12 protein-coding genes are annotated in these 12952 nt (G+C 64.1%); 8 read left to right on the top strand and 4 right to left on the bottom strand.

Annotated features, from left to right (window positions below; genetic code table 11):
- Positions 1–159: 159 nt before the first annotated feature.
- The gene (locus IVB48_RS09185) at positions 160–861 is read right to left on the bottom strand and encodes a GntR family transcriptional regulator (protein ID WP_247399592.1); all 702 of its coding nucleotides are present in this window, start codon (positions 859–861) and stop codon (positions 160–162) included.
- Between the two features lie 175 nt (positions 862–1036).
- Between IVB48_RS09185 and IVB48_RS09180 the strand changes: the two genes are divergently transcribed.
- The 4 genes from IVB48_RS09180 (at position 1037) to IVB48_RS09165 (ending at position 5892) form a co-directional block, all read left to right on the top strand.
- Entirely contained in the window at positions 1037–2767 is a 1731-nt protein-coding gene (locus tag IVB48_RS09180; RefSeq protein ID WP_247399590.1) for an IlvD/Edd family dehydratase, read from the top strand.
- A 61-nt stretch (positions 2768–2828) separates the two neighbouring features.
- The gene (locus IVB48_RS09175) at positions 2829–3824 is read left to right on the top strand and encodes a TRAP transporter substrate-binding protein (protein ID WP_247399588.1); all 996 of its coding nucleotides are present in this window, start codon (positions 2829–2831) and stop codon (positions 3822–3824) included.
- Between the two features lie 149 nt (positions 3825–3973).
- On the top strand, positions 3974–4555 hold the full coding sequence (locus IVB48_RS09170; protein WP_247399586.1) for a TRAP transporter small permease subunit: 582 nt from the start codon (positions 3974–3976) through the stop codon (positions 4553–4555).
- A complete protein-coding gene (locus IVB48_RS09165; protein ID WP_247399584.1) occupies positions 4552–5892 on the top strand; it encodes a TRAP transporter large permease in 1341 nt (446 codons plus the stop codon). The genes IVB48_RS09170 and IVB48_RS09165 overlap by 4 nt, the downstream gene beginning before the upstream one ends.
- Positions 5893–5895: 3 nt before the next feature.
- On the opposite strand, the gene IVB48_RS09160 is transcribed toward IVB48_RS09165, so the two are convergent.
- Positions 5896–6690, bottom strand: coding sequence for an enoyl-CoA hydratase-related protein (locus IVB48_RS09160; protein ID WP_247399582.1), 795 nt, complete (start codon positions 6688–6690; stop codon positions 5896–5898).
- Positions 6691–6913: 223 nt separating this feature from the next.
- On the opposite strand from IVB48_RS09160, the gene IVB48_RS09155 reads away from it, so the two are divergent.
- Positions 6914–8134 carry an FAD-dependent oxidoreductase gene (locus IVB48_RS09155; protein ID WP_247399580.1) on the top strand — a complete coding sequence of 407 codons (1221 nt, stop codon included), beginning with the start codon at positions 6914–6916 and terminating at the stop codon, positions 8132–8134.
- On the opposite strand, the gene IVB48_RS09150 is transcribed toward IVB48_RS09155, so the two are convergent.
- Both IVB48_RS09150 and IVB48_RS09145 read right to left on the bottom strand, forming a co-directional pair.
- Positions 8135–9052: a ribokinase gene (locus IVB48_RS09150; protein ID WP_247399998.1), complete on the bottom strand. Its 918-nt coding sequence runs from the start codon at positions 9050–9052 to the stop codon at positions 8135–8137.
- A 17-nt stretch (positions 9053–9069) separates the two neighbouring features.
- A complete protein-coding gene (locus tag IVB48_RS09145) occupies positions 9070–9963 on the bottom strand; it encodes a sugar kinase (protein ID WP_007593904.1) in 894 nt (297 codons plus the stop codon).
- Positions 9964–10173: 210 nt separating this feature from the next.
- On the opposite strand from IVB48_RS09145, the gene IVB48_RS09140 reads away from it, so the two are divergent.
- The 3 genes from IVB48_RS09140 to IVB48_RS09130 all read left to right on the top strand — a co-directional run bounded on the left by IVB48_RS09140 (position 10174) and on the right by IVB48_RS09130 (position 12952).
- Positions 10174–11022: a VOC family protein gene (locus IVB48_RS09140; protein WP_247399578.1), complete on the top strand. Its 849-nt coding sequence runs from the start codon at positions 10174–10176 to the stop codon at positions 11020–11022.
- A gap of 220 nt (positions 11023–11242) precedes the next feature.
- Positions 11243–11902 (top strand): TetR/AcrR family transcriptional regulator, encoded by a 660-nt coding sequence (locus IVB48_RS09135; protein ID WP_027568868.1) that lies wholly within the window; start codon positions 11243–11245, stop codon positions 11900–11902.
- Positions 11903–12142: 240 nt separating this feature from the next.
- Entirely contained in the window at positions 12143–12952 is an 810-nt protein-coding gene (locus tag IVB48_RS09130) for an ABC transporter permease (RefSeq protein ID WP_007593901.1), read from the top strand.

Here is a 12952-nt window from a genome sequence, read left to right as displayed (position 1 = left end):
TTGGTGCAAGACCAAGTACCAAGCCGACCATAGGTTCCCCAGAAGTCATGGACTGCGGGCGTTATTGCCCGAATGGGCTCGTGCGGCCTGCAATTGCGGGCACTCCAGCGCGCCCTTACCGCGTAAACTGCAGCACCGCGAGAAGCGAACGTCTCCCATCTATGAACGCGGGCCCTGCTGTTCGGCTTGCTCACCCGCAATCCGCGCCAGGTAATCCTTCTTGCTGAACTGCATGTGATCCACACACAGCTGCGCCAGCGCCCAGCTGTCACGGCCCTTCAACAGCTCGATCATCAGCTCGTGCTGGCGCTGTGATTGCGCGAGGCCGTCTCGGTCGGCGAGGTTCTTGGCGCGCATCGGCAACGTCAGGTTCATGTAGTCCTGCAGCGAGCGCACCAGATAGGGATTGCCGCAGGCCGAGAACAGCGCGAGGTGGAAGGCGTCGTTGGCCTCGTGGATGCCGCGCAGGTCCTGCAAATCCGCTCTCGCGCAATATTGCCGCTGCAATGCGGAGAGCTCGTCGATCAGGCCTTGCGGAGCGGGCAGGGGGATCATCAACGCCGCCTGCCGGGTCAGCATCTCCCGGACCTCGTAGATCTGCCCGACCTCTTCGGCCGAGTAGAACCGCACGGTGGCGCCGACATTCTTCTCGCGGCGGACGATGCCGCGGCGCTCCGCATCCACCAGCGCCTGGCGCACGAAGTGCCGCGAGGTGCCGTAAGCCGACATCAGCGCGTCTTCCGTGAGGCGCGCGCCTGGCGCGAGCCGGCCGAAGATGATGTCCTCCTCGAGCCGCGCGACGATGTCGTCCGGATCGTCGCGCCGGACCGTCATGGCTTCTTCGGTGTGAGTGTCGGACATGCCCTCGGCCTCCCGGCGCTTGGCCGGTCCGTACTGTGGAGCAGGCAAGGCTCAGATTGTCAATAATTTGGTCGTTACGAGGGCGCCAATGGCGAAAATGCCAAGTTTGACGTCTGCCTTATTGACAATCAAGGGGCAGGCTGTACGACAATGACCCGATGATGGGAGTGGTATGATGACGAGTGGGTTGCGCAAAGGGCTGACGAGCTATGGCGATGCCGGCTTCTCGCTGTTTCTGCGCAAGGCGTTCATCAAGGCCATGGGCTATTCCGACGACGCGCTCGAGCGCCCGATCGTCGGCATCACCAACACCTACAGCGACTACAATCCCTGCCACGGCAACGTCCCGCAGATCATCGAGGCCGCCAAGCGCGGCGTGATGCTGTCGGGCGCGATGCCGTTCGTGTTCCCGACTATCTCGATCGCCGAGAGCTTTGCGCATCCGACCTCGATGTATCTGCGCAATCTGATGGCGATGGACACCGAGGAGATGATCCGGGCCCAGCCGATGGATTCGGTGATCGTCATTGGCGGCTGCGACAAGACACTGCCGGCGCAGGTGATGGCCGCGATCAGCGCCGATCTGCCGACGGTGGTCATTCCCGTTGGCCCCATGGTGGTTGGTCATCACAAGGGCGAGGTGCTGGGCGCCTGCACTGATTGCCGCCGTCTCTGGGGCAAGTATCGCGCCGGCGAAATGGACGATGTCGAGATCGAGGCGGTCAACGGCCGCCTCGCACCATCGGTCGGCACCTGCATGGTGATGGGCACGGCCTCCACCATGGCCTGCATGATCGAAGCCATGGGCTTGTCGCTGCCAATGAGCGCGACGATCCCCGCCCCGCATGCGGAGCGCTTTCGGCTTGCCGAGGCGAGCGGCAGGGTGGCCGCCGAGATGGCCAAGACCAAGGGTCCAAAGCCGAGCGAGGTGCTGACGCCGGCGTCTTTCAAGAATGCCCAGGTCGTGCTCCAGGCCATCGGCGGCTCGACCAACGGCCTGATCCATCTGACCGCGATGGCGCATCGCTCGCCGCACCGGCTCGATCTCGAAGTGTTCGATCAAATCGGCCGCGAGGTTCCGGTGCTGATCGATCTGAAGCCGTCCGGCGAGCATTATATGGAGCATTTTCATCACGCCGGCGGCGTGCCGAAACTGTTGGCGCAGCTTGGTGACCTCGTCGATCTCGATGCGAAGACGATCACCGGCCAGACGCTGCGAGATATCGCGGCAAACGCGGAAGACGTGCCAGGGCAGGACGCGATCCGTCCGCGCGACAATCCGATCAAGAAGGAAGGCGGCCTCGCCGTCCTGCACGGTAATCTCGCCCCGCGCGGCGCGGTCATCAAGCAGTCGGCTGCAAGCCCGAAACTGTTGCAGCACACCGGGCGTGCGGTGGTGTTCGAATCCGTCGAGGACATGACGCTCCGGGTTGACGATCCCGATCTCGACGTCACCGCCGATGACGTGCTGGTGCTGCGCAACGCCGGCCCCAAGGGGGCGCCCGGCATGCCCGAGGCGGGCTATCTGCCTATCCCGAAGAAGCTCGCGCGTGGCGGTACCAAGGACATGGTGCGCATTTCGGATGCGCGCATGAGCGGCACCGCGTTCGGCACCATCGTGCTGCACATCACGCCGGAATCCGCCGTGGGCGGGCCGCTGGCGCTGGTGCAGAACGGCGACATGATCCGCCTCGACGTCGCCAAGCGCAGCATCGAGCTTCTCGTCGATGCTACCGAGCTCGAACGGCGGCGCGGCGCGTTGAAACCCGCGGCTACGCCGGACGAGGCGCGGCGCGGCTATGCCTGGCTATTCAACGAGACCATCATGCAGGCCGACGAGGGCTGCGATTTCGATTTCATGCAGAGGACTGGGAAGAAGACTGAGCAGAAAACCAAGAGTGGGTGATCAACCACCCGAAGCGTAGCCCAGACCGCACAAGCGGCGGGCGTTAAAACAGGGGGAAACGATGATTGCACGATCCATGTTTGGGCTGGCGGCAACGGCCGCTGTTCTTTTCGTCACGGGCGCATCGGCGCAGGAGGTGAAGCATTATCGCTTTGCCTACGACCAGCCGCGCAATACCGGCTATTCCATCGCGGGCGACCTCTTTGCCGAAAAGCTCAAGGAATTGAGCAAAGGCACCATGATCATCGATCAATATCCGGGTGCGCAGCTCGGGCAGGAACCGCAGGTGCTCCAGCTCGTGAAGGCGGGCGACGTCGAATTTGCGATCATCTCCTCGGCGAACACCGCGACGATCTCGCCGCAAGCGGGCGTGATGTCGTTGCACTTCCTGTTCCGCGACGAGAACCACGTGGTCAAGGGTCTGGCCGATCCAAAAGTGTTCGAGGCGCTCAAGACCATGATCGACGAGACCACACAGGGCCTGCATGTGATCGCGACCGGCTCGCAGGGCGTGCGCCACATGTACTCCAAGAAGGAGATCCACAATGTCGGCGACATCAAGGGCCTGAAGATCCGGGTGCAGGCGACCGCGACCGAGGACACCATGTTCCCGGCCTACGGCGCCCAGACCGTGCACATGCCGTTCGGCAGCGTCTACACGAGCCTGCAGACCGGCGTCGTCGACGTCGCCGAGAACAGCATCAACGTCTACCTCGTCAACAAGCACTACGAGGTCGCTCCGGTCCTGAACATCACCGAGCACGAGGCCAACAACGCGCTGGTATTTATCTCCGACAAGCTCTGGCAGAGCCTGTCGGCCGAGCAGAAGGGCTGGGTGCAGGCAGCGGGGAACGAGGTCAGCTCCAAGGAGCCGCAGAAGGCCTTCGACCTCGAACGCACCGCCGCAGAGAAGCTGAAGAAGATGGGCGTGAAGATCGTCGACAACGTCGACAAGAAGACCTTCACGGCGGTCGCCGATCCCTATCTCGGCAAGCTCGCCAAGGAGCTCGGCCCGCACGCCGAGAAGATCAAGGATTTGATCCGCTCGATCAATTAGGCCGCGTAGCGTTGCCTCCGCGTCGTCCCGGCGAAGGCCGGGACCCATACGCCGCGGCGGAGCTTGGGGCAGGATAGCCGCCAGCTTGCTTTGACCACACGCAGCTGGGGGTATGGGTCCCGGCTTTCGCCGGGACGACGGGGATAGTGATGACCATCGCCGACAAACTGCTGGTGCAACGCCAGCGTCACCTCAAATGGCGCGGGCTCGACTGGCTCGAGCTCGCCTTGATGATCCTCTGCGGCGTGCTCTGCTTCGGCTTCTCGCTGTCGGTGACCGCCGACATCGTCACCCGTACCATCGGCCATCCCTGGCTATGGCTCCAGGAAGTCACGTCGACGCTGTTCATCTACGCGATCTTCGTCGGCACCGCGGCTGCGACCCGGCGCAACGACCACCTCTATCTCACCGCGATCTCCGAGGCGATGCACGGCACGCCGCGTCTGATCGTCGAGATCATCATCCGGATCGTGGTGCTCGGCGTCGCCTTCTGCCTGATCTTGTACGGTTATCAGAACTATCTTCGCGGCTTCGGCAGTTTTCGCCTGCCGTCGGGCACGCCGATCGCCTCGCTCTACGCGATCATTCCGCTCTCCGGCGTGCTGGTCGGCCTGTTCACCATCGAGCAGCTCGTCAACGGTCTGCGCAACGGCTTTGACCACCCCGAGCCGCCCGAAGAGGATGACGGGGCGCCTGTCATCACCGACGCACAGATGAGGGCGCAGCCGTGAGCGCACCCATCGTTCTGGCGTTGATGACGGTCTGCTTCCTGTCGTTCGGCTATCTCGGCGTGCCCGTGCCGTTCTCGCTGATGGCCGGCGTCTTCATCGGCGCGCTCCTGTCGGACGTCTCGCTCGCCGCGATCATTCAGAAAGTCTTCGACGGCGTCGATTCCGAGGCGCTGCTGGCGATCCCCTTTTTCCTGCTGGTCGGCGAGCTCATGAGCTCGGCGAATGTGGTGGTTCGAATAGCCAACCTCTCGGTTTCCCTGGTTGGCCACATCAGAGGCGGCCTGTCGCAGGTCGTGGTGGTCTTCAGCATGTTCTTCTCGGAAATGTCGGGCTCGACCACCGCCGACGTCGCGGTGATGAGCCGCGCGCTGGGCGGCCCGATGAAACGCGAGGGCTACGAGCCCGCCTTCATCGCCGCCATCATCGCATCCGCCTCGACGATTGCGGCACTGGTGCCGCCGAGCATCACCGCGGTGGTCTATGGCGCGGTCGGCAACGTCTCGATCGCCGGCCTGTTCATGGCAGGCGTCGTGCCGGGCCTGATGATCGGCTTCGGCTTGATGATCTACTGCTATTTCTTCGGTCCGTCCGGCCTGCGCAAGCCGCGCGCGCCGCTGCGGCAGGTGGTGTTCGCGGCCGGCGATGCGGCGCTACCGCTGATGATCCCCGTGATCCTGTTGGGGGGCATCCTGACCGGCTGGTTCACGCCGACGGAAGCCGGCGTCGTTGCCGTGGTCTGGATTGTCGTGGTCGTGATCCCCGCGCTCAACCGCGGGCACATCAGCAAGATTCCGTACGATTTCTGTCTCGCAGGCCTGATCTTCTCGCTGCCGCTGATCACGATCGGCGCCGCCAATGCGTTCGGCTGGATGCTCGCCTATTTGCGCGGTGCAAGCTACATCGCCGAAGTCATCACCTCGCTCGCCGGCAACGATCCACACCTGATCATGCTGTTGATGGTGCTGCTGTTCACGGTCGTCGGCGATTTCATCGAACCGGTACCGACCATCATCATCTTCATGCCGCTGGTCAACACGCTGACGGAAGCCGGCGACATCAACGCCGTTCACATGGGCGTGGTGCTGATCGCCACGCTCGCCTTCGGACTGATCACGCCGCCTTATGGCCTGGTGCTGCTGATGGCGTCGAAATTCGTCGGCGTCAGTTTCGCAAAGGCGCTACGCGCCGCGTTGCCGATCTATCTGGTCTTCCTCGGGACGATCGCGTTCGCGATCTACTTCCCGAGCGTGGTGCTGTGGCTGCCGCGGCAGGTGCTCCCCGAGTCGGTCGGCTGCTTCAAGTCCCCCGCAGGGACGGGGTACATCTGTCCGCAGTGAGAGCTACTTGCTCTTGCTCGTGAATTTCTTCACGGCGGCGCGGAACTCCTCCGTGTTCATCGCCATGATGATCCTGTGCTCCTCGGCGTCGAGTTGCTGTTTCACCGGTGTGGTGGCGGCCTGGTAGACCAGCGATTTGGTGCCGGCAATCGCCGCGCGCGGATTCTGCGCCAGCCGCTCGGCGAGAATTCGCGTTGCTGCCTTCAGCTCGGCGGCGGGAACGACCTTCGCAACCAGGCCCCATTCATGGGCCTGCTGCGCGGTGAAATTGTCCTCGGAGAGGAAAATCTGGAGCGCGCGGCGCGGGCCGACCGTGTTGACGATGCCGACCGTGGATCCGCCATCCGGCGACACGCCGATCTTGGCGTAGGCAGGCGTGAATTTGGCATCCTCCGCGGCGATGCAGAGGTCGGTGACGAAGGCGAGGCCCATGCCGGCGCCGGCCGCCGAGCCGTGCACGCTGGACAGCGAGATCTTCGGCATGCGCCGGATGATCTTGATGAAGGCATGATAGTGCTTCAACAGCTCGCCGACGACAGGCGTCACCGTATTGGCTTCAGCCGCGGCGCCGATCGTCTGCAGATCTCCGCCGGCCGAGAAGGCGCGGCCTTCGCCTTCGAGGACCACGACCCTGATATCGTCGGCGCCCTCAAGGTAGGCCGCGAGCTGTTCGAGCTTTTGTGCAATCGCCAGATTGATCGAGTTGAACGCGGCGGGCCGGTTGAGCGTGATGGTCGCGATCGGGCCATCGATTCGCAGCAAGGCGGGATCGTCGGGTCGTGAGACGGGAGCGGTCATCGGAAATCCCCGGCATGAGGTCGATGCACGAACTAAATCGCAGAAGGCGAGGGGTGACAATCCCCGCCTGGTGCTCTTGCGCAAGCCGGAACGATAGGCTCAAATGGGCAGGCCTTCGTTTAGGGACGGACACGAGCGCCGGCTCCTCCTAGGCTAGCAAGCCAAAATCAGAGAGAGGAGACGACATGGGTGACGCTCGTGTCTTGCGGAAATGGGCTGTCCAATGACGGATGGTCCGGTGGTCGTTATCGGTGCCGGCCATGGCGGCTACCAGGTCGCGGCATCGCTGCGCCAGGCAGGATTTTCCGCGCCCATCTGCCTGGTCAATGACGAGGCGCATCTGCCCTATCAGCGGCCGCCGCTGTCCAAGGCCTACATCAAGGGTTCGTCCGGGCCGGAGAGCCTGATGTTCCGGCCGGAGAAATTCTACCAGGACCAGACCATCGAGCTGGTTGCGGGCCGCGCGGTGTCGATCGACCGCGCGGGGCGCAAGGTGCTGCTCGCCTCGGGCAGGACGCTGCCCTATGGCCACCTCGTGCTGGCGACCGGCGCGCGCAACCGGCTGCTCGATCTGCCCAATGCCAATCTCCCCGACGTGAAATATTTGCGCATTCTCGACGAGAGCGAGGCTCTGCGAGAGATCATCCCGTCGAAGACGCGGGTGGTGGTGATCGGCGCCGGCTTCATCGGCCTCGAATTCGCGGCCACCGCGCGCATCAAGGGCCTCGAGGTCGACGTGCTCGAACTCGCCCCGCGCGTGATGGCGCGCGCGGTGACGGCGGAGGTCTCGGAGTATTTTCAGGCGCGGCATCGCGAGGCCGGCATCCGCATTCACCTCGGCGTGCAGGCAACGTCCATCGAGGCGGAAGACGGCAAGGTCACCGGCGTCTCCTTGAGCGACGGAAGGCACCTGCCGGCCGACCTCGTCGTGGTCGGCGTCGGCGTGCTGCCGAATATCGAGCTCGCGGCGGAGGCGGGGCTGCCGGTCGCGGCCGGTATCATCGTCGACGAATATCTCTCGACCGCCGATCCCGATATCTCGGCGATCGGCGATTGCGCGCTGTTCAAAAGCCCGCGCTTCGGCGGATCGCAGCGGCTGGAATCGGTGCAGAATGCCACTGATCACGCGCGCTGCCTCGCGGCGCGGCTGACCGGCGACCGCAAGGCCTATGACAGCCATCCCTGGTTCTGGAGCGACCAGGGCGAGGACAAGCTCCAGATCGCAGGCCTCACCACCGGCTACGACCGCGTCGTGCTACGCGGCGATCCCGCCAAGAAGGCGTTCTCGGCGTTCTGCTACAAGGGCGACAGCCTGCTCGGCATCGAATCGATCAACCGTGCCGGCGACCACATGTTCGGCCGCCGCCTGTTCGGCCTGGATCGCTCGATCACGCCGGAGCAGGCCGCCGATGAAAGCTTTGACCTGAAGGGCGCGCTGGCGTGATCAGCCGGCGTTGAGGACGGCGGCGACTTCCCCGGCCGTCGGCATTGACGGCCCCGCGCCCATGCGCTGCACGGAGATCGAGGCGGCGGCATTGGCGAAGGCGAGTGCCGCGCGCAAGTCGACGCCGTCGGCAAGTTGCGCCGCGAGCGCTCCCACAAAACAATCGCCCGCGCCTGTGGTGTCGAGCGCCTTCACCACGCGGCCGGACACCGAAATCTCCTCGCGTCCCGCGAGCGCCAGCACGCCGCGCTTGCCGAGGGTCACACAGATGGTCTGGTCCTCGCGCGCCTGAAGTTTTCGCGCGACGTCGAGGATCCGCGAAGCCTCGTCCCTGTCGGACAACTCGACGCCGGCGAGGAGGCCGAGCTCGGTCTCGTTCAGCACGAGGATGTCGACCAGCGCGAGCAATTCGCCCGACATGGTTTGTGCCGGGGCCGGATTGAGCAGCGTCGTGGCGCCAATGTCGCGAGCCCGCTGGAAGAACGCGGCGATCGTCGGCAGCGGGATCTCGAATTGACTGACCGCGACATCGCCTTTCGTCAGCGGGACGGTCGCGACGTCATCGATGCCGACGAGCGCATTGCTGCCGGGAATGACGACGATGGTGTTGTCGGCCTCCGCCACCGTGATGATGGCCGTGCCGGTGTGCGCCTCGGCCGTCTCGCGGATCGCGCCGAGATCGATGCCTTGCGCGCCGAGGAACGTCCTCAGCTCACCGCCGAACGAATCCTTGCCGAGCCGGCCGATCAACGTGGTCCCCGCGCCAAGCCGCGACGCCGCCACCGCCTGGTTGGCGCCCTTGCCACCCGGAAAATAGAGCACCTGCTTGCCGGCGACGGTCTCGCCGATCTTCGGATGGCGATCGGCTGTCGCCACCACATCCATGTTGATGCTGCCGGCGACGAAGACGCGCCCCATCATGACCCCTGCGAACGCTAGACCCTGACCTCGAACTCGTGCCTGACCTTGGCGATGTCGACCAGCGTCGGCAGGCCGGCTTCGTTGCCAAGGCGTTGGATCTTGAAGGTCGAGGCTGCCCGGGCAAAATCAAAATGCTCGCGCCAGCTTTTGCCGGGATGGGCAAGATAGGAATAGACATAGGCGCCGTGGAAGACGTCGCCTGCGCCGTTGGTGTCGATCACGCGCTCGCGTGGGATCGGCATCGCCGGCATCACCTGCACCGTTCCGGTCTCGTCGTACCAGAGCAGGCCCTTCTCGCCCATGGTGATGCCGCCGATCTTGCAGCCGCGGCTCTTGAGGTAATCCAGCATCTTCTCCGGCGTCAGATCCATCTGCTCGCACAGGCGCTCGGCAACGATGGCGACGTCGATGAATTCCAATAGCTCATGCGTGTTGGTGCGAAGGCCGCCACCGTCGAGCGAGGTCAAGATGCCGGCCTCGCGGCAGACTTTCGCGTAGTGGATCGCGGCATCGGGTTGATGGCCGTCGACATGCAGCGCGCGGCAGCCGCCGAGATTGAGCATCGGGAACGGATGGATGTGGTCGTCGTCGCGGCAGCGGACGATGGCGCGCTTGCCGTCCTTTGGCATGATGAAGGACAGCGAGGACTGGTTGACCTTCCGCCCATGCAGCGAGATCGCGTATTTCGCGCACATGTCCATGAACATGCGGCCGAGCCAGTCATTGGCTGCGGTGGCGATCAGATCGGGCACGATGCCGAGCTTGGCGCAGCAGAACGCTGCCGTCACCGCATTGCCGCCAAAGGAAACCGCGTAGTCGGAGGCCACGTGCTTCTCGTCGCCGGTCGGCATGTGGTCGGTGATGAAGACGACGTCGATATAGGTCTGTCCGATGAAGAGAGCCTGCATTGCTTGTCCGTGATGCGCTTTGTGGTCCCGGCCGGCGCGGTTACTGTAACACCGGTTCCGCCGCGGGACCGCTGAAATTATTCGCAAAACCGCCGCTCGGAGTGCTTGAGGTCGGCATGCGGCCGGAATACGACCATCACCGGGTAATGCCAAGCCCGGACAAACGCCGTCTCTCGGTCCATGGTTCCGGGCCGGTCAACAGGGGGAAACATGATCACCGGTCTCGATCACGTCGTCGCACTGGTCAGGGATATCGGTACGGCCAGGGCGGCCTATCAGACGCTGCTCGGGCGCGCGCCGGCCTGGCAGAATTCGGGCGAGGGCGCCGACCGTGTGCTGTTCACTCTCGCGAACATGACGATCGAATTGATGGCGCCGAACGGCTTCAGCGTGACCGCCGATCGCATGCGCGCGCTGCTTGGCGACCAGGAAGGCGTGCTCGCCAGCCTGTGCTTTCGTGTCGCGGACATGAGCAAAACGCACCGGCGGCTGGAGCGGGTGGCACTCATGCCGGATCCGGTTGCCGAGGTCGAAAGCAGCGACGCAGAGAGCGGCGCGGTCCTGCACTGGAAGCGAACGCGCGCCGCCACGGAGCTCACGCGCGGCGTGCGCATGTTTTTCCTCGAACTGGCTGATGAGCGCCCGCTTTCGAAGACGACTGATATCGGGCCGATCGATGCGCTCGACCACGTCGTGATCACCACCGAGGATTCCGATCGCGCTGCCGCGCTCTATGGCGCGCGACTCGGGCTCGATCTGGCGCTCGACCGCTCGCATCAGGATTGGGGCCAGCTGATGTTTTTCCGCTGCGGCGATCTCGTCGTCGAGGTGGTGCGCCGCCCCGTTGCGCGCGGCGATTCCCTGCATGACCGCCTCTGGGGCCTGAGCTGGCGGGTGGCCGACATCGACGCCACGCGCGCCCGCCTGATTGCCGCCGGCCTCGACGTCAGCGACGTGCGCAACGGCCGCAAGCCGGGCACGCGGGTGATGACGGTGCGGACCGGCACCTGCGGCATCCAGACGGTCCTGCTGGAGCGCTCGCCGAAGCCGATGGATTGAGGTTCAGTCCTCCCCTCGTCATTGCGAGGAGCTCTTGCGACGAAGCAATCCAGCTGTCTCCGTGGTGGCAGTCTGGATTGGGTCGCTACGCTCGCAATGACGAAACTATGCGGCGGGCCGAGCGCGTGTTACACGGCATCCTGATAGCACCCAGCGAGCACCCGGTTTGGCGAAAGCAGCGGCAAAGCGAACTCTGAAATGGCAGCGCGATCCCGAGGGGATGCGGCTGCGCATTCTCGAAGCCGCCAAGCAGGAATTCTCGGCGCACGGGCTTGCCGGTGCGCGCGTCGACCGCATCGCGGCCAACGCCGGCGCCAACAAGCGGATGCTGTATTATCACGTCGGCAACAAGGACGAGCTTTATCTCGCGGTGCTCGAAGGCGCCTACGACAAGATCCGCAGCGAGGAGCGCGGGCTCGATCTCGAACATCTCGACCCGCCCGAGGCGATCAGGCGCCTGATCGAGTTCACCTGGAATTACTTCCTGCGCAATCCCGAATTCCTGTCGCTGCTCCAGACCGAGAATCTCGCGCGCGCGAAGCATCTGAAGAAATCGACCAAGGTCAAGTCGATGCACTCGCCCTTCGTCGAGATGATCGGCACCGTGGTGCGGCGCGGTGTGTCCGGCGGCGACTTCAAGGTCGCGGTCGATCCTGTCCAGCTCTACATCTCGATCGCGGGACTGTGCTTCTTCTATCTGTCGAACTCGGCGACGCTCAGCGTGATCTTCGGTCGCGATTTGCTGGCCAAGGACGCCAAGGACGAGCGGCTGGACCACATGGTCGGCCTCGTGCTGGCGGCGCTGACGGGGCGCTCCGCAGCGTTGCTAGATGCTACGAAGGCGCCGAAGTCGCGCGCCGCGGTGGCGCAGACGGCGTAGTCCATCGTCGTCCCGGCGAAGGCCGGGACCCATACCGCGTTATCTATCGATAGTGCGCGGTGGCCGTTCCCGCCAACCAGCCTTCGCCAAATTTTGCCCTGTGGGTATGGGTCCCGGCCTTCGCCGGAACGGCACGACCTTTGCGGAACCCCGCCCAAAACGTCGCAGGAAAACCGCTGGACAGTATTTACCCAACGGGTTAATTTCTCGCCCAACGAACAAGACTGCCGGGAGTGAGACGTGGCTGAACTGAAGCCGCAGAGTGCGGTGTCCAAGATGCTGAATGCGGCCTGGATCCGGCCGTTTTTGTTCCTGGTGTTCATCGTCGTGGCCTGGGATCTCGCGATCCGGCTGTTCAAGATTCCCGCCTACCAGATTCCGTCGCCGGGCGATGTCATTGCGGTGCTGCGTACCGATTGGCCGGAACTGCTGCGCCAGTCCTGGCCGACGACTTATGCAACCGTCTGCGGCTTCGCGCTCTCGGCGCTTTTTGGGATCCCCATCGCGATGCTGATCGCGGGCTCCAAGACCGTGGAGAGCTACGTCTATCCGCTGCTGGTGTTCTCGCAGTCCGTGCCGAAGATCGCGATCGCGCCGCTGTTCGTGGTGTGGTTCGGCTTCGGCATCATTCCGAAAGTTATCTCGGCATTCCTGCTTGGGTTTTTCCCGGTGGTGGTCTCCGCTGTGCAAGGCTTCAAATCCGTCGATCCGGATATGGTCGATCTCGCCCGCGCCATGCAGGGCAGCCGCTTCCAGGTGTTTTGCGCGGTGAACCTGCCGCATGCGCTGCCCGCGATCTTCTCCGGCCTCAAAGTGTCGGTGACGCTCGCCGTGGTCGGCGCCGTCGTCGGCGAGTTCGTCGGCTCCAATTCCGGCATCGGCTATGTGATGCAGCGCTCGATCGGAACCTTCGACCTGCCGACGATGTTCGCGGCCCTCGTGATCCTCGCGCTGCTCGGCGTCATCCTGTTCTGGATCGTGGACCGGATCGAGAAGCTGGTCATCCCCTGGCATGTCAGCCAGCGCGAGGACGTGATTTTCGCCTCTTAA

This window comes from Bradyrhizobium sp. 76 (assembly GCF_023073025.1).
Lineage (GTDB): Bacteria > Pseudomonadota > Alphaproteobacteria > Rhizobiales > Xanthobacteraceae > Bradyrhizobium.
The sequence above is the reverse complement of the archived record's forward strand: the minus strand, read 5'-3'. Positions and strand labels throughout refer to the sequence as shown.